Raw genomic sequence first — 16,797 nt, forward strand, 5'->3', positions numbered from 1 at the left:
AATTAGGGGGGGGAAGCGCCATCCCACCCAAAGCCCATTCCCGCAACTTTGCTGGCTCGGCTAACGTAGAGAAAGATTAGGCGATGGTGATTAAAGCGGATGAATCCTTAGTCCGCAGAACAATAGTCCGAAGTAAGATAGGGAGAGAACAATGGCAAAATCTGAGCAGCGGACGCTTCTGAGCAGCGATGGCGAATTAAACCTTGGGGAGCAGTCCGAGGTGGTCTATTGCAACGCCTGTGGCACGGCAAACGCTACCAGCGCGGCATTTTGCCGCAAATGTGGGCATAACCTTGAAGAACAAGAAGCCGATATGGTGGGCGTTGCCGCGCTTGGCTCGCGGCTTGGCATAGGGGGGAAGGCAAAGCACGATCAGGAGGCTGCCCCCGTCCGCCGCCGCAACCCGGGCGAAGACCTTCCTGTGCAGATTACGACGCTTGTCGGGGTGGCGGCAATGTCCATCACCGCCTTCATCCGTGATCAAGGCGTGGCGGTGATCCCAATCCTCATTGCGTGGATGATTGCCGAAATCGCCCGCAGCCAAAGCAAACAACCGATTGGTGGGGTCAATGTCCCGATCAACGTGACGCTCGTGTGTATCGTCACCGCTCTGTCGATGGCGGCGCTGATCACCGGTCAGGGCGCGGCGGTGATTCTGATCTCGATTGTTTGGATGATCCTCGAAATCATCCGCTCGCAGACACCCGCATAGGAACAGGGCATCAGGGGGTGCGTTGAAAAATAGCGGTGAGGGGATCGCTGTGTATCTCCTGCCACCCTTCCGTGCGGCGCAGCGCCTCCGCCAGCAGGCTGTCGCGCTCAATCACAGCGAGGGTGATTCCATACTTAGCGAACGTTGCTTCCCACCCCTGCCCTTGTGCTGCCTTTAACCATTCCCGAAGGAAAGCGTCGTCGTACAAATCCGTCCGCCCATCGACAAAAACGGGGTACTCCGGCGCGGCGAACATCAGGTAGCCGCCCCAATTGTAGCTGTTGAACAGCACCCCTTCTGGTTTGGCGCGGCGTAGAAAGTCTGCCGCCTCCACCGGCAGCGCCGCCCGTGTTGCCGCCTCTACGCCAGCCGGCAGAAGGGTCGCTGCAATCTTCAAGCCCGCGCCGAGGCACACCAGTGCCAAAAGCAGCCAATTGAGCAGGAGCATCCCCCTTCGCGCTGGACGGGGGCGTGTCATGCGCCAGCCGTGATCGGCTAACCATGCCGTCCCATGACGGGCGAGGATCGGGGTGGCGACGAGGGCGAAGGTGGAAACGTTGCGCCCCGCATAGAGTGCCATGAAGCACGTCCCGCACAGCAAGGTGAGGTCGCTCCATTCTGCCCGTTTGCCGGAAACGCCCAACGCTGTGATCGTCCCTAACAGGAGGATTAAAAAGCCCCATGTCTCCCGCCCATGAAAGTTTGGCGATGCCCACTCTTGGATGAAATCTTGCAGCGCCCCAATACCAAAGGTGCGAAATGGATAGCCCCACATCTGCGTCGTATTCGGGTTGAGGACGAGAACGACGGCGGCGATCACCGTGAACACGACAAGCCGTCCAAGCGCCGCCCACGAGAGGACGGCTGGATTTTTACTATCGAAAAGCCGCCCCAAGACCTCCCCAATAAGGAAGCCACCGATCAGGATGAAGCCTATCGAAAAGCCTCCGTGCAGATTGACCCAAAAGACCATAAAGACGGGGATCAGCCACAGCCGATCCACCTTCTGTCGTTTGTAAAGGTGCAGTAAATAAAGCAGCGCCCCGCTGAAGGCGAAGCTCATCATCTGCGGACGCGCTGACCAAAAGACCGCCGCTGCCGCTGCCCCAAAGACGATCACAAAGGCACGGATGAAGACATCGCCATCGCTCATCAGGAAGGCGAACGCCATGCCCGCCGTCGCCAGCGCCGCCGTGTAGAGCGCCAAACCCCATACACCCGCGCCCTCCGGACCCCCAAACAGATTGTAGGCGGCAGTCATGATCACCTGCGCCCCCCAACTGTGATCGATCCAAGGGGTGTTCAACCGCGTATGAGAGAAGGGATCGGTCAGCGGAATCTGACCGTTGGCAGCCATCCAATTACCTGTTCGCAAGTGCCACCACGTATCCGTATCCGTCGGGATGCGCACCGCCATAGCAAAGAGCAAGACGAATAGGATCGCCCCGGCAAGGCGGCGGGTATTCAGTGTGCCGATGATCCCGATACGCGGGCGGGTGGCTGAAGGCATTGTTGTCATAGTGCGTCCCTCACACAGATCTAAAGTAGGGACGCGCTACAGCGCGTCCCGCGTCGATTATCCGCAATGACGTTTTGTGAGCAGGTTTTGTAGTCCACCGCCCTCCCTCTCTTAGCGCAAGGTCTGCAACAAGCGCCGCTCCAACCCATCTTTGATGCTCTGCTTCATATGTGCCGGATCAGGCACATTGATGCAATGGACATACAGCACCCGCCGATCTGGGGAGATATCCACCCCCAACGTGCCGGGAGTCATGCTGAGTAGGCTGTTCAAAAGGACGATCTCCAAATCGGTTTCGGCGTCCAGCGGCAGGGCAATGATCCCGGGTTTCATCGTCCTTCGGTCACGGAACACCCATCGCGCCACATCCAATGTAGAGGTTGCCAGCAGCCACAAATAATAGAAAATAAACCCAATCCAGCGCCCTAGGCGTAGCGTGTAACTGCGTGCTTCTGGGGAGACCCCGGACAACAGCCACAACAAGAGATAGCCAATGATAAAGCCGCCCACAATATCAATCGGGCGGAGTTGCTGAAACGCCGCCCACAACAGCGCCAATAGGAGGTTCACCAGCAGCAGATTTCTCATGGAATTACCTCCGGCATGACCGCCCGAATGTATGTCTGATGGTTAATCACCACTGCCGCCGCCGAATCTGAGGCGGCAAAGAGCGAATCAGCAAACAGCCCCACAACAATCATCAAGACAACCAAGGTTGTCGCCACGCCCATCGTCACCCGCCGTGTCCAGGGGGCAGAACCGCGTGGGATCGGCGCATTTTCGGGGAGGGGCTTCCAGTAGCACTCATCCCAAATTTTGATCATCGAGTAGAAGGTGAGCAAACTGACGACAAAGCCAACAGCAACTAAGCCATACTGCCCCGCCTCCAAACCCGCCCGCAGAATCGCCATCTTCGCCCAAAAGCCCGCTAAGGGGGGAATCCCCGCCAGCGAGAAGGCGGCAATCAGAAAGACAAGCGCCGTATAGGGGTGCGATTTTGCCACATTCCCCAACTTGGTCAGGTTATACGTTCCCCGCTGCTGGTAAACTGCCCCGGCAATGAAAAAGAGTGCCGTCTTTGCCAAAATGACATGCACCATGAAGAAGATCGCCCCAGAAAGCGCAGTGGGCGTAAAAAGGGCGATACCCATCAGAAGATACCCAATCTGGCTGATGATGTGGAACGAGAGCAGCCGCCGTACATCTGTTTGGGCAATTGCGCCGAGAACGCCGGTGATCATCGTCAGCGCAGCCACCACCTGTAAGGCAGGCTGAAGGTACACGAGGTCACGCGGGAAGCACAGCGCCACCACCCGCCACATTGAATACACGCCAACTTTCGTCAGCAGCGCTCCCAAAATGGCGGTGACGGCAACCGGCGGCGTGTGGTAAGACGCCGGCAGCCAAAAGAACAAGGGAAAGACTGCCGCCTTGATCCCAAAAGCAATCAAAAACAGCGCCGCGATCACCGTTGTAATTCCGGGTGTACTGCTGTTTGCTGCGGCTATCCGTTCAGCAAGATGGGCAAGGTTCAGCGTCCCAACGACGGCATAGGTCAGACCTATCGTCGTCAGGAAGATCATCGAACTGATCAGATTCAAGGTGACATACTTCAAGCCACCAGCAATCTGCCCCCGTTCACCGCCGAGCGTCAACAAGACGAAGGACGCCATAAGCATCACCTCGAACGAGACATAGAGCGTGAACAAGTCGCCCGTGATGAAGGCGAGGTTGATCCCCATAATGAGGAAGGCGAGTAGGGGGAAAAAGGCAAAGCGCTGGCGGTTAGCGTCTATCGACGCCGCGCTGTAAATTGCGCCGGTGAAGGCAATGATGGCGGTGATCGTGATCATGATCGCGCTCAGCGGGTCGATCACGATAGCGATTCCGTAGGGAGCGTCGTATGCGCCCATGATCGAGCGCTGAATGCCCGCCTCACCAACGCGATAGAGCAGCCAAAGACAAGCGGCAAGGTTGACTCCAAAACCGACGATGGCAACCACCTGCCGCTGCGCCCGATCCCGAATCAGGCCAGAGATACCAATCCCCAAGGGAATGAGCAAAGGGAGGATAACCAGTGGGTTATTCATTCTTCCCATTCCCGATCCACTAGAGCATCCAGATCGTCGCCTCGTGCCACCTGACTCGCACGGTAAGCAAGCGTGAGGGTGAACGCCATGACACCAAAGCTGATCACAATTGCTGTCAAAATTAAGGCGGAGGGGAGCGGATCAGCCATTGTCTCTGGTGATCCCATATCAACAATGGGCAGCCCGCGCTTGCTAAGGTCGCCCATCGAAAACAAAAATAGATTTGCCCCATAGGTGAGCAGGGAAAGCCCGACAACCAGGCGGACGAAACTGCGCCGCAGCATGATATAGAGTCCCGTCGCCATCAGCGCACCCACCGTCAGGGCAAAAATCAAAAGCATCCCATCCTCACTTTCCGTCTTTTCGTTTCCCCTGATCCAGGGGGTAGCCACTGACTGGGGGCTGGGGGGGATCGTCATCTTCCGGCGTCCAGGGCTTCTCACCTTCCTCCGCCATAGCGAGGACGATTGCCGAGGTCACCCCAATTACAGTGATGTACACGCCAAAGTCAAAGAGGGCGGGTGTGCCAAGCTCCAGCTTGCCCAAACTGGGAATTTCTGGTTTTTGCCACAGTGCTGTCAAGAACGTCCCGCGAAAGATCAAGCCAAGCAGTCCGGCAATCGCGGCAATCCCGACACCAAAAAACATCGTCCGTAGAAAGTCGATCTGAATGCGCTCGCGAGTCGTCTTCGCCCCAAACGCCAACGCCAAAAGAACGATGGCGCTGGCGGCGACCAACCCGCCAATGAAGCCCCCGCCCGGCTCGTTGTGTCCGCGCAGCATGAAATAGAACGAAAAAAGGAGTAAGACGGGCGTCATGACCCGTGCCATAAAGCGTAAAAACATCGAATCGATCATGGGGTGTTCCTTTCATTCTCTGCCTCGTCGCCTTCTTCATTCTCGAAGAGTTCATCCATACTTATGTCTGTGATTCCGACGGGGTGGGCAGCGAGAAATGAAACTCCTCAGCAACAGGGACGGGCTCCAACTCGTCCAGATGGACGCCGCGCCCTTGGCGGCTTGGGCGAAAACGCAACAAGGCAGTAACCCCTATGCCCGCAATGAGCAACACCGTAATCTCACCGAGGGTATCCAACCCGCGAAAGTCAACGATGATCACGTTGACAATGTTTTTCCCCTGTCCAAACGGATAGGCGTTCTTAATGTAATAAGAAGCAATGCTCGGCGCAAGGGCGTTAGCATGGGCAACCAAGATCAATAGTGTTACCGTCAGACCAAACGCGCCGGCAACCAGCGCATCCCGAAACTGTCGGGAACGGCTCGGTTTGAACATGAATACATCAGGCAAAAAGTGAAAGGCAAGAATAAACAATGCCAGCGAAATGACATCGACCATCAGGTTTGTAAAGGCGAGGTCGGGCGCTCCAAAAATGGCGAAGATCAACGAGATCATCGCTCCCCCTAACCCCATGACGATGATCGCCGCAAGGCGTGTTGGCGCGAACAAAATACCTATGGTGTCGATGATAATCAGGGCGCAGATGATCGCCAGTTCCGGCTCAAACCCGCGCAAAGCAACCTCTCGAATCCGATCCAAACTCCCTGCATCCCAGCCTAAGGTTAGCATCACAAGGACAGTTCCCACCATGACCAACACGGCGGTGACAATGCCCTCGCGGATCAGACTTGGCTGCACGCGGTAGGTAACCGCCCGTGCTGTGTTGGGGAGCGCCGTGAAGAACAACCATTTGTAAACGCCCACCGGGTTGAATTCTGGGAGCAGCCGCAACGTGATGAAGATGCGCTGGCGAAGGCTGAAAATTGCCGCCCCAAGCCCGATGGCAATCATACTGAGGATGAGTGGAAGGTTGATCCCCTCGTAAAGCTGGAGGTCAACCGCCGTCGGCTTGCCATAGATGGCGCTCACCGCCCTAGTGAGCAGGGGCGATAGAGCAGGCAAAAACGCTAAAGGCAACGCTAGACTTAGAATGCCCGGCGTCAGCGCCCCAACCAACATGGGGATCGGGGCTTCGTGGGGATGTTTCGCTTCGCCATGCCCCGCCGGGTGATCGTCTCCGTGCGGTTGTGGGGGCGGTGGGGTGGAGCGCCGCCCCACAAAAGTATCATAGGCAATGCGCCCCGCCACCCCCACATGGAATGCCGAGCCAACAACGGCGACGACCACCCACAGAACTTGCAGCGGCGGCACAAAGGATTCCGAAAGGGCGGCAACCTTCAGCGTTTCTTTCCCCAAAAAGCCCAACAGTGGTGGAATACCTGCCATACCAAGCGCCCCAATGACCGCCGCCGCCGCTGTGAAGGGCATCGGGCGGGCGAGTCCGCCAATGGCGGCGAGCTTGTCCATATCCCGCGTTCCGGTAGCGTGATCGACACTACCAGCCACTAAAAAAAGGGCGCTTTTGTAAAGGGCGTGCGCCAACAGCCCAACGACGAGTGCTTTTGCCCCGTCTTTTGTCCCCGCCCCTTGCAGCGCTACCAAAATGCCCAACCAACTGACTGTGCTGTAGGCGAGGATCGCCTTCATATCGCGCTGACGAAGGGCAATCACTACCCCATAGAGGAAAGTGATCAATCCAACGCTGGTGATCAGTACTTGCCAAGCTGTCGTTCCATTGAGAACGACGCCTAACCGCGCCAAGAGGAACACCCCCGCCTTGACCATCGTTGCCGAGTGGAGATAGGCGCTGGCGGGTGTGGGCGCTTCCATTGCTCCGGGCAGCCAAAAATGGAGCGGGAATTGGGCGCTTTTGGCAAACGCCCCCAACGCCACCAAGGTCAGGATCAGCAGGTAGTGCGAACTCTCGCGGATCACACCCGGATTGCTGAGCAGTGTTCGCACATCAAACGTGCCAGCAGCGATCCCGATCAGCAAAACACCCGCTAACAGCGATAACCCACCCGCACCGGTGATGAGAAGGGCTTGTTTTGCCCCATCACGGGCATGTTTTTTCTCGTGTTTGAAACCGATTAGTAAAAACGAGGTGACGCTCGTCAGTTCCCAAAACATGAACAACTGCAACAGATTCCCGCTGAGAACAACCCCCAACATGGCGGTCATAAAGAGCAAGGTTAGGGTGCAGAAGCGAGTGTAGTCGCCTATCTCGTGAAAATAGCCCCCTGCATAGATCAGAATCAGCGCCCCAACCCCGCTGATGATCAAGGCAAACAGGAGCGCCAAGCCATCGGCATAAAAGCTGAGCGTGACGCCCATGCGTGCCACCCATGCCCACTCCGCACTGAGTGGATCACCGCCCACCAGCGAGAGGAAATAGACAAAAGCGAGAGCGGGGATAAGCACCACCCATCCCACCAGCCATGGTTTTTTACGGGCGGTTGTTTTGGGAACGATCAGATCAAACCCGGTAAGCGCTAGTGCGCCGAGGACGGGGGCAAAAACAGCAAGAACTAATGACGTCATCCGTTACTCCCCAATGCTCATGACACGCTCGATAATCTGCCCGTCGGGAAGGCTGACGACGACATAGGCGGGTAAACCCAGACCACGCCAAAAGGAAAAGGCGTCTATTCCCGCGAGGCGGGCGATATAGAGGCTCATCACTGTGCCATGTGTCACCACCGCTACATTCCAACCGGGGTGTGCCTCCATGATCCCGTTCAGCGTATTATTGAACCGCCGATAGGCAGCGTCTGCCGTCTCTGCGCCAAAGACAAGCTGGCTTGGATTTTGGAAAAAATGCGCAACCTGTGCCTCAAACTGCTCCACCGTATCATACCAACCAACATTTGGGCGGGCATGTTCGTGCAACCCCTCGCTCGTCTTGACTGGTTTTCCCAAATCAGCAGCGATGATCTGCCCCGTTTCCATCGCCTTGATCTCCGTGCTGGTAACGACCAAATCGGGGTAATGGGGGGTGATCCGCTTTGCCAATTGGTGACAGCGCAGCCGCCCCACGTCGGAGAGCGTCCACTGCGTCGCCTGCCAATCGGGGACGATCTTTGGATGCGAGTGGCGGATCAAAATCAGGTTACGCTGTGGCGTGTACATCACTGAACCTCTCGTACAAACGGTGTTGACGCTCGGCGGCGGCACGGTATAGGGCGTGTTTCTCCGCCGCCGGATGAATCAAAGGTAACCCCTGTTTCTCATTGGAAAGTAGAGATTGTAATCTAGTTGCCAAACAAACTGCGCCGCGAAGGGTCGCTTCACGTTCCCCCCGTTGCAAGGGGAGATTGAGTGCATCGGTGAGAATGTTCACCCACAGCGCCGATCCGCTTGGCGCACCACTGACAACCCCCACCAGATTTTTTTTGGCAAGGAAGGGGCGCATCCGATCCAAAATTGCCGCATAGCGTAAGGCAACGGCTTCTAGCGCCGCCCGCAAAAGGTGAGCGAAAGTCGTCTCCGGGGTCATCCCCATAAACACAGCGGGGGCATCGCTATGCCAGCCCGGGGCGCGTTCGCCCGTCAGAAAGGGGAGAATCGTCAGTCCGTGTGCATCGGGCGGCATCCCTTCCGCCGCTGCCAGCACGTCGGCGTCGATCCCACCGATCAGGCGATCTAACCATGCATACAGGCTGCCCACATCGTTCAACGCCCCGCCGATCAAAGATCGCGTTCGATCAACGGCATAGGCAAACAACCCCGACGGGGCGGGCGGGCATCCGGGGAGCATTAGCCGCAGCGCTCCACTTGTCCCCAATGCCACCGCAAGGCGATCCGCCGTTGTGCAGCCCGACCCCACGCTGGAGGCAACCCCATCAGCAACAAAGGGAAAGATTGGTATTCCCTCTAAGAGGCGTCCCGCCTCACCCAAAACAACCTCCCATTCAGGGCGCACGCCGATCACTGGCGCGTCAGACACCTCCGAGAAGCCCGCCGCAGTGACAGGGAGGTCGGCAAAGGTCGCCGCATCCCATGAATTTGTGCGGCGGTTCAGCAGCCCGCTCCACGAGGCGGCGCTCAGGCTAATGCGCCGGACGCCCGTCAGGGCGTGAAGCAGGTAATCGCCAAGCCCAAACCAACGCGGAATCTGTGCCACATTCTCGCCTTCGGCAAGCCACCACAAGCGAATCGGCGCATAGCTTGGGTGGGGGTAGCAGCCCGTCCGTTCGGTGTAGGCGGCGGGATCGCTGATACGTGCGGCAAAGTGCGCCCCCCGCCGATCCGCGTAGGTGTAGATAGGCGTCAGCGGATAGCCGGTTTTGTCGGCGCCGAGCAAACTGCCAACAAGGGTTGCCCCGCAGACCGCCCGTAGCGTCACACCTGCTGCCTGAGCGCGGGCAAGGATGGTCGCAAGCACCTCTCGAAAGGTGGCAAGCACTTCATGGGGGTCAACCTCCGCCCCGCCATCTGGGGAGTGGGTGAGCGTATGTTTCCGCTGTTCAGGGGTAAAACCCGCTTCGCTCCCATCGGCGTAACAGATCGTCGCCCGCAGCGAGGACGATCCAATGTCAAAAGCAAGGACAAAATCATGGGGGCTTAAGGGAATCATCATAAGCATACTGTACCCTATCTGAAAGACAACTTTGGGGGTATCTAGGAATTTTGACAAGGCAGGTGAGAGTGTACGCTATTGGTTCAGAACCTCTATCCCCCTGCCCCCTTTCCCCGCAGACAGGGAAAGGGGGCAGGGGCGGGCGGACGCCTCAGGGTTCCTCCCTACGGGGTGCGGGCGGGATGGCGCGTCAAAATATCAATATAGGCTAGGGTCTGTTGACCGTGTAATTCCCGTAGGGGCGCCATACCTTGCGCCCATCGCCGCCCGCCGCTAAAGCAGCGGGCTAGGAGTAGCCACCCCTTCGGGGCTTGGAAGGCATTGTCGCACCGGTTGTTCTACACCTCTTCACCCCAAAGGACTTTTTTGTTTGCACTTAGGGCAGCGAAAAGTGTGGCACATGTACAGGATAGGTAGGGCTACGTTTCCAACAAAAACACCCCGGTAAGCTGTTCTGGTGGAATATCTTGTTCACGTGGCAGGTAGATATACACAGGAATAGGAAGTTTTGCCATATATCGGCACAGCAAGCGCCCAACATCCTCCCACCGCAATTTTCCCTCGCCACACCCTAAGGCAGGGAGCGCCAACGAGGTGATCCCCTCTGTTTCATAGTGGGTGATAATCCATTCTAACCCGCGTTCAATCCCCTCAATATCAGAATGTTCCCGCCAGTGGCGTTTTGTTGGAAACAATAAAAACCATTTGGCGTTGTTTACCTTCCAATTGGGGCTGCCCCCTCTCCCCAAGTTCATCGTCAAGGAATGTCTCCCACTTGTAGAGATAGGGTGTTCCCATCGTAAGGGGATTCTTTTTGCTTTTGCATTGATCTTGGTAGACGACGAACACATCGGGAAATTGGTATTTTGCTCTGGAGGCAAGCCCTTTACCCATGATCCCAACCGTGTTTACACTAATCGTCAGTGTTTGCGCCTGAGAAAAGAATATATCTCCATTCACTAAGGCTAGATGCTTGGTCAGTGGAATCGTTGTATGAGGGGCGAAAAAGAGATTCGGTTCGGGCGTAACGGTGATATCTTTCTTCGGAAAGGGAAATTTTTCCCTCACGGACTGAGATGCCACATAAATTCCCTCAATAAATTTGGCAGGTATCCTGTCGGGGACAAGACATTCTGCCATGATTTTTCGCTTGGAGCCATCGTTAGAAGACCAGTACGCCTCGTCCATCAGGGGTTTATAGGTGGCAACAATGGGCAACCCTTCATTGGGCGGCAAAATATCGGAATCGCCACTGGCGGCATTTCCAGTGGTGACAAATACACCGGGCAAATTCAGGATTTTTGCAGAGATACTCAAAACAACGATTTCTTCCTCGGATAGTTCCCGAAGGACGCGGTAAAGCATTACATTTCGGGCGTGGAAATACACATTGGCGTAGTCCCATAATGAGCGATCATCAGGCATTTTCCGTTTCTGGCGCTGAGTGACGATTTGCTCATCATAGATTCCCGCAGTGGGGATATGCTCCTTCGCCACAAGCACATGTGACAAAATACCCCGTTCTAAGATGGAAGGGACATTATTGATGTGTGTGATGTAATAAAATGCTTTGGGGGCAACGTTCGCCATGTGTGTGATTGCCTTATACCTGCCACACGAACAGCCAAATTGTACATATGCTCTGTTTTGTGGCAAGCTGTCGAAGATTGTGAGAGGTATTGAATGGGGCGCCAACCCTTAAGCCAGCGCCCGGCAAACCAAATTCCTTACGCCGCACGCGCCTTGCGGTTGACAAAGGGGATTTCGCCCTTCTCCCAGGAGACGAGCAGCGGCACAGCAATGAAGATCGAACTATACGTCCCGCTGAGCAAGCCCACCACTAAGACGCCCACAAACTGCCGAATTTGCCCCCCACCAATAAGGAACATCGACAAGAGGATGAACGCCACTGCTAATTGGGTCATCAGCGAACGCTGCACCGTCTCCAAGACGGAACGGTTCACGATCAGTTCAAACGGCTCCCCGCGACGACGCGCGTCGTTTTCACGGATGCGGTCAAACAAGACGATGGTGTCTTGGACCGAGTAGCCAACGACAGTCAGCACCGCCGTCAGGAATAACGCATCGGCCTCCCAACCGACAATCAGCCCGGCGATAGACATGGCGCTGATGATCACGAGGATGTCGTGAATCATTGCCGAGAGCGCACACACCCCGAAACGGAAGGAGTTTTTCAACTGCCGGAAGGCGAAGATGATCCAGCCCAAAACGACGATGCTGGCAAAGATGGTAGCAACCAGCGCTGCTGTCGTCACCTCGCCGCCAATCGTCGGTGAGACGGTGGCATAGTTCTCGCGGAAGTGAAGCTCGTCAAAAGCGAGATTTTTCGAGTCCCCAAGTTCCTTCAAGCCGGCGGCGAGTTTATCGATTGTCGCCAGATCGTTGCCAGTGAAATTCGCCCGTACCTGCCAATTTTGGACGGTGGTCAAGCCCACCTGCTGCGCGATCACGTCTGTCAAGCCGACGTTTTCAAAGACGGTTTCAAGGTCAGTGCCAAGAACGGTGTCCGGCGTTTTTCCTTCGATAACCCGAAACTGTGGCTCAAAGAGAGTCCCGCCAACAAAATCGATGCTCAGCCGGACGATGGAACGCTCCGGGTAGGTGCGCGTTGAGATGACCATCGCCACGATTCCGGCAGTGATGACCAGCGCTGAAAAGAGGAAGTACCAACGGCGATGTTGGACAAAATTAATCATGGTCGCCTTCCTTATTGCCCAAATAGGTTCATGGTCTTGGCACGTTCGCCAAGCAAGGAGAGAAGTACATTGAGGAACACGCGGGTGACAATCACCGCTGTGAATAGGTTAAAAACCAAGCCGAGGATCAGCGTGACGGCAAAGCCGCGTACCGCCGATGCCCCAAACTGCCCACCGAAGAAGTACAAAATGGCGGCGATCATGATCGTGGAGACGTTCGAGTCGCGGATGGTGACCCATGCGCGGGAAAAGCCTAGTTCTAACGCCCGATTCAACTGCCGTCCGCCGCGTAGTTCTTCCTTGATGCGCTCAAAGATCAAGATGTTGCCGTCTACGGCGCTCCCAATCGAGATCAAGAAGCCGGTGATTGCCGAGAGAGTCAGCGTCACAGGGATGTATTTGTAGAGGGCAAAGTTCATCATCCCAAAGAGGATTAGGGCGAGGCTTGCCGCTAAGCCACCAACACGGTAGTAGAGGATCAGGAACAGGAAGACGGCGATCAAGCCGACAACACCTGCCCGCACCGAGTCATTGACACTCTCCGCGCCGAGGCTGGCGCCGACCTGCTCACGGGAGACAATCGTCAAAGAAACAGGCAGCGCACCGGAACGCAGTTGCAAGCCCAATGTCCGCGCTTCTTCAAGGGTGAAATTCCCCTGAATGATCCCCTCGCTATCAAGCTGCGCTTGGATTTCTGGGGCGCTCAGCACCTCACCGTCAAGGACAATTGCCATCGGCTGCCCAATGTTTGCACCGGTAAAACTGCCGAAGTTCTTTGCTTCTGGGTTGCCGGTGTCCAATTGGAAGTAGACGACATATTGGTTCTGCGCCTGCCCACCGACACGCGGTTCCGCCGCTTTGAGCGCCGCCCCGGTCATGATTGTGTTAAAAGGCTGTCCCGTGCAGGGATTCGTGGCACGGTTGTTGGGCGTCCCCGGTACATCGCTTGGAACAGGGGTTGCTTCAGCGGTAGGGGCTGCCGTCGTCTCCGCCGTTGCGCTTGCTGTCGGCTCGGCGGTAGCGGCAGCCGTCGGCTCATTGGTTGCCGCCGCCGTTGATGCCGCTGTAGCCTCTGACGTTGCCGTTGCTGTAGGGACTGCCGTCGCTTCTGTCGTTGGGCTTGCTGCTGACTCAGTAGCAGCCGCCGTCGCTGTCACGGCAGCCTCCGTTGTGGACACCGTTGTTGGCTGGGCAGTGTTTTCGCTGGTCGCCGCTGTGGTGGCGGCAGTTGTTGGGACAGCCGTCGCCTCCGCCGTTGTCGCAGCGGTAGCGGCTGCCGTTGCAGGGGTTGTCGCAGCAGCGGTTGCCTCTGCTGTTGCCGCTGCAGTGACGGCAGCGGTTGCTTCCGCCGTCGCCGTTGGGGTGACGCCCGTCAGACCGCGCCCCAACTGTACCTGACGATCCGTGAGGATGAACGTTCCGGCGGGGGGCATTTGCGCCGTACAGCCGCCAATAGCGCTGAAATCGACAAATTCCAAGAGCGCTGTTTGCTGAATGATGTCAATCGCTTTTTGCGGGTCTTGAACACCGGGGAGTTCAACAATCATCCGATTTGTGCCGGCGACCTGAACAGCAGCTTCCGCCACACCGAGGGCGTTCACACGGCGTTCGATAACACGCCGTGCTTCCGCCATTTGTTCGGCGGTGACGTTGACATCATCGGCGGACATAAGGACACGCAAGCCACCTTGAATATCCAGACCGAGGCGCGTCTCAATCGGACGCCCAAAGAGTCCGGGGTTAGGCAGCAGCATATAGATGCACAAGAGGGCAATGGCGGCGATCACCGCCAGCCACGGGAGGGTGTATTTTTGCATGGCAAATCCTCTGAACAAGTGTTACGAGAACAAAACGAGTGTGGATAAGACGCCCTCCACAAGGGGAGAGCATAACAAACGGAGGGTTAGCGCGTGGGTGGGGCGCGGGTCGTCGGGGTGATTCCGCTGGCAGGGGAAGGAAGGGTGATAGTCTGCGCAGTCAGGCGGGTAAATGTCTCGGTGTAGGCAAGACGCAGGGCGGATGCCCGCAGAAGGGGTGTCGGATTCGTCGGCGAGGTTGGCTTGCCGGGGAGGTCAATCCCCGCTTCGCGCAGCATAAAAACGGCAGTGGGCAGCCATGTACCGAGCGTTGGCAGCGTTTCCCCATCGGGTGTTTCGGAGGGAGCGGCTTCAGCGGAAAGTGATGGCGAATCGCCTCCCCAACGCACCACGAGAAGTGCGGCGGTGAGCATCACCAGCCAGGATCGATACCGCTTGTTCACGTTTTGCCCTACCACCCCAAAGAGACTAGCAAATGCATTTATCGAAAGGTCTTATCTACAGAGCGTTGGCAATTATGCTTGTTTGGGATGGATTGTGCAAGGGTGTGCGAAGAATCGGAGATGCCCGCCTTGACTCGTTGCGGCGTTAGGCTGTCGCCCTCAGCCCCCTAGCCCCCTTCTCCCGCAAGGAGAAGGGGGATACCACACAGACCATCACAGCGTTAGAGGCGTTTTGGGCGGGGGGGGATGAGGGCAAAAGATAATACGTTCTGTTATTTGTAACCCAACTCACGGGACGGAGTTGATGAACTTACCCAATCTAACGGTTCACTAAAATTAGAACCCTTCATAAATGGCGCATACTTACCTTCATAGCCGATAGCCTTAAGCAACATGCGGATAAGGATATCGACTAAATGGGGAATGATCGCTTCAAATTCTTGGCGTGTCTCAGGTTTATGAATGTCTTTATAACCTATTCTATGCATAGTCCTATTGCGATAATCACTTACTTTTCTGGCCCAATCATCACTATTTCCATAATACTTAGAAACCACATCACGATCCACAAACTTTAAAAGGGTTAAAAGAGCGATCAATTTATCTCCAAAGGACGTTCTCTTTTGTAGAGGTTGACTACAGACACTATCGGCAACTTTTTCAATGGTTCTACGTTCGTCGGGAGTGCTTTCTAGCTGTTTTATCTTATCAGCAGTTTCTTTGAGTATATCTTTTATGCTACGAATCTGTTCTTCCGTAAGGGATATCTTTATGGGATGTATTTTTTCTTCAATATTGTAATGTGTGAAAAGTTCATCAAAAGCAGTGAATAGATAGTAGAAAACTTGGGTAGTATCTTCGCCTGAAATGGCTAAGGCAGCATTATCTGAGGCTTTATGAATAGCGCTTTGAAGTACTGCATTTGACTGTGATGCTTGAGTCAGCAAGCGTCCAAGTCCGCCTTGATGAATCAAATCATCAATGATTGGACGCCCACGCCCGTATGTATATCGCCCCAAATTAGCGTGAATGCGGTAAACCAAACCGCCATTTTCGTCACGAAATTCAATCCAAGATGCTCCTACATGTCGCCCTGTAGCGAGACTTAATGTGGGCAATAAAACATCGGCGGGATGCGTTTCATCTGATTCAGATTTAGAAGAACATACTCCGACCATCACACTTGTTACCCCTAATCGTGCTACCCCATTGGCTAAGTCTTGTGTGATTTGGTTGTAGTCGGGAAGTCGTTCAATAAATGCAAGTTCATTATTATAACAGAAGGCAACAACAAGGCTCATCGCCGTCAAATTATGCCTTACCCACGCTTTATCTTCTTCCGAAGTCTCGGAGCTTAAAAAGTCATCTATCTTCTTCGTTACGGGGAAAATCCGCAAAGGATGTTGTTTCAAATTTTTATGATTGTTAGCTTTTATAACACCAAATGAAAGGTGCAAATTTAAATTAATACAGGGTAACATCCAATATTTTGCATTACCTTTCGATTTATTGTTTACACTATAGGTCGCCACGTCTACATATAAGCGAATCATTGCACGAATAGGATCCCATGTATAGTTAGATATCTTCTCTGAAGTTAGTTTATCTCCCTCAGTGGTCTTGAGAGTCATTGATGTGATTGAGTTATTTGTTGGTGGAGGTATAGGTATTACACACATCTCAGATGACAACTTGCTCTCTACTCGAACACCTGATATAAGCCAATCTCGGCTCAGTATAGATTGGGGTTCATTTGGTTCATTCTCATTTCCCCACTCTCTAATTTCAAGAACTACACTCATATCCCCTACATGATTAACTTCGCAAATCATTTTCCCTTCAACCCAACCTTGTGGATTAGAAAATTCAATACGACCATCACCAACATAGGTCAATGTCTTTGAAAACCATGTGCTTGGCTGCGGAAGATAATCTTGAAGATTGGTCATGATGCTTTTGATTGTCCTACGATTGCTAAGGTCTGTTTGCAACCTATCTCCCCGGCGCTAAAGCAGCGGGCTGAAAGCAGATTTTTTGATTTCTTCTGATCTCAGCCGGCTG

Annotated in this window: 13 protein-coding genes and 1 pseudogene; 1 reads left to right on the forward strand and 13 read right to left on the reverse strand. The window is 55.0% G+C overall.

Annotated elements, in window-relative coordinates; translation table 11 throughout:
* The first annotated feature begins 151 nt into the window (after positions 1 to 151).
* Positions 152 to 712: a zinc ribbon domain-containing protein gene (locus HS103_15130; protein MBE7514131.1), complete on the forward strand. Its 561-nt coding sequence runs from the start codon at positions 152 to 154 to the stop codon at positions 710 to 712.
* 10 nt (positions 713 to 722) lie between these two features.
* Here HS103_15130 and HS103_15135 read toward each other — a convergent pair whose 3' ends face one another.
* From HS103_15135 to HS103_15195, 13 genes and pseudogenes are all read right to left on the reverse strand, one after another.
* Positions 723 to 2,231, reverse strand: coding sequence for a hypothetical protein (locus HS103_15135; GenBank protein ID MBE7514132.1), 1,509 nt, complete (start codon positions 2,229 to 2,231; stop codon positions 723 to 725).
* 111 nt (positions 2,232 to 2,342) lie between these two features.
* The gene (locus HS103_15140) at positions 2,343 to 2,819 is read right to left on the reverse strand and encodes a Na+/H+ antiporter subunit E (GenBank protein ID MBE7514133.1); all 477 of its coding nucleotides are present in this window, start codon (positions 2,817 to 2,819) and stop codon (positions 2,343 to 2,345) included.
* Positions 2,816 to 4,330 (reverse strand): Na+/H+ antiporter subunit D, encoded by a 1,515-nt coding sequence (locus HS103_15145; protein MBE7514134.1) that lies wholly within the window; start codon positions 4,328 to 4,330, stop codon positions 2,816 to 2,818. Before HS103_15145 ends, HS103_15140 begins: the two co-directional genes overlap by 4 nt.
* Positions 4,318 to 4,662, reverse strand: a complete 345-nt coding sequence (locus HS103_15150) for an NADH-quinone oxidoreductase subunit K (GenBank protein MBE7514135.1) — start codon at positions 4,660 to 4,662, stop codon at positions 4,318 to 4,320. Before HS103_15150 ends, HS103_15145 begins: the two co-directional genes overlap by 13 nt.
* 7 nt (positions 4,663 to 4,669) lie before the next feature.
* Positions 4,670 to 5,179 carry a Na(+)/H(+) antiporter subunit B gene (locus HS103_15155; protein ID MBE7514136.1) on the reverse strand — a complete coding sequence of 170 codons (510 nt, stop codon included), beginning with the start codon at positions 5,177 to 5,179 and terminating at the stop codon, positions 4,670 to 4,672.
* A 61-nt stretch (positions 5,180 to 5,240) separates the two neighbouring features.
* Complete coding sequence (locus tag HS103_15160) at positions 5,241 to 7,721, reverse strand: DUF4040 domain-containing protein (GenBank protein ID MBE7514137.1); 2,481 nt, start codon at positions 7,719 to 7,721, stop codon at positions 5,241 to 5,243.
* Between the two features lie 3 nt (positions 7,722 to 7,724).
* The gene (locus tag HS103_15165) at positions 7,725 to 8,309 is read right to left on the reverse strand and encodes a histidine phosphatase family protein (GenBank protein ID MBE7514138.1); all 585 of its coding nucleotides are present in this window, start codon (positions 8,307 to 8,309) and stop codon (positions 7,725 to 7,727) included.
* Positions 8,290 to 9,759 carry a carbohydrate kinase gene (locus HS103_15170; GenBank protein ID MBE7514139.1) on the reverse strand — a complete coding sequence of 490 codons (1,470 nt, stop codon included), beginning with the start codon at positions 9,757 to 9,759 and terminating at the stop codon, positions 8,290 to 8,292. The genes HS103_15165 and HS103_15170 overlap by 20 nt, the downstream gene beginning before the upstream one ends.
* A gap of 419 nt (positions 9,760 to 10,178) precedes the next feature.
* Positions 10,179 to 11,349, reverse strand: a pseudogene (locus HS103_15175) (DUF4433 domain-containing protein).
* Between the two features lie 137 nt (positions 11,350 to 11,486).
* Positions 11,487 to 12,476, reverse strand: a complete 990-nt coding sequence (locus HS103_15180; protein MBE7514140.1) for a protein translocase subunit SecF — start codon at positions 12,474 to 12,476, stop codon at positions 11,487 to 11,489.
* 11 nt (positions 12,477 to 12,487) lie between these two features.
* Positions 12,488 to 14,293 carry a protein translocase subunit SecD gene (gene secD / locus HS103_15185; GenBank protein MBE7514141.1) on the reverse strand — a complete coding sequence of 602 codons (1,806 nt, stop codon included), beginning with the start codon at positions 14,291 to 14,293 and terminating at the stop codon, positions 12,488 to 12,490.
* A gap of 86 nt (positions 14,294 to 14,379) precedes the next feature.
* A complete protein-coding gene (locus tag HS103_15190) occupies positions 14,380 to 14,736 on the reverse strand; it encodes a hypothetical protein (GenBank protein ID MBE7514142.1) in 357 nt (118 codons plus the stop codon).
* Positions 14,737 to 15,008: 272 nt separating this feature from the next.
* Positions 15,009 to 16,685, reverse strand: coding sequence for a hypothetical protein (locus HS103_15195; protein ID MBE7514143.1), 1,677 nt, complete (start codon positions 16,683 to 16,685; stop codon positions 15,009 to 15,011).
* Positions 16,686 to 16,797: the final 112 nt, after the last annotated feature.

This window comes from Anaerolineales bacterium, assembly GCA_015075625.1.
Lineage (GTDB): Bacteria > Chloroflexota > Anaerolineae > Aggregatilineales > UBA2796 > UBA2796.

Excerpts from the sequence above, each read along its gene's own strand:
- HS103_15130 (MBE7514131.1), top strand. The coding sequence starts at position 152 with ATGGCAAAATCTGAGCAGCGGACGCTTCTGAGCAGCGATGGCGAATTA.
- HS103_15135 (MBE7514132.1), bottom strand. The coding sequence starts at position 2,231 with ATGACAACAATGCCTTCAGCCACCCGCCCGCGTATCGGGATCATCGGC.
- HS103_15140 (MBE7514133.1), bottom strand. The coding sequence starts at position 2,819 with ATGAGAAATCTGCTGCTGGTGAACCTCCTATTGGCGCTGTTGTGGGCG.
- HS103_15145 (MBE7514134.1), bottom strand. The coding sequence starts at position 4,330 with ATGGGAAGAATGAATAACCCACTGGTTATCCTCCCTTTGCTCATTCCC.
- HS103_15150 (MBE7514135.1), bottom strand. The coding sequence starts at position 4,662 with ATGCTTTTGATTTTTGCCCTGACGGTGGGTGCGCTGATGGCGACGGGA.
- HS103_15155 (MBE7514136.1), bottom strand. The coding sequence starts at position 5,179 with ATGATCGATTCGATGTTTTTACGCTTTATGGCACGGGTCATGACGCCC.
- HS103_15160 (MBE7514137.1), bottom strand. The coding sequence starts at position 7,721 with ATGACGTCATTAGTTCTTGCTGTTTTTGCCCCCGTCCTCGGCGCACTA.
- HS103_15165 (MBE7514138.1), bottom strand. The coding sequence starts at position 8,309 with ATGTACACGCCACAGCGTAACCTGATTTTGATCCGCCACTCGCATCCA.
- HS103_15170 (MBE7514139.1), bottom strand. The coding sequence starts at position 9,759 with ATGATGATTCCCTTAAGCCCCCATGATTTTGTCCTTGCTTTTGACATT.
- HS103_15180 (MBE7514140.1), bottom strand. The coding sequence starts at position 12,476 with ATGATTAATTTTGTCCAACATCGCCGTTGGTACTTCCTCTTTTCAGCG.
- secD (MBE7514141.1), bottom strand. The coding sequence starts at position 14,293 with ATGCAAAAATACACCCTCCCGTGGCTGGCGGTGATCGCCGCCATTGCC.
- HS103_15195 (MBE7514143.1), bottom strand. The coding sequence starts at position 16,685 with ATGACCAATCTTCAAGATTATCTTCCGCAGCCAAGCACATGGTTTTCA.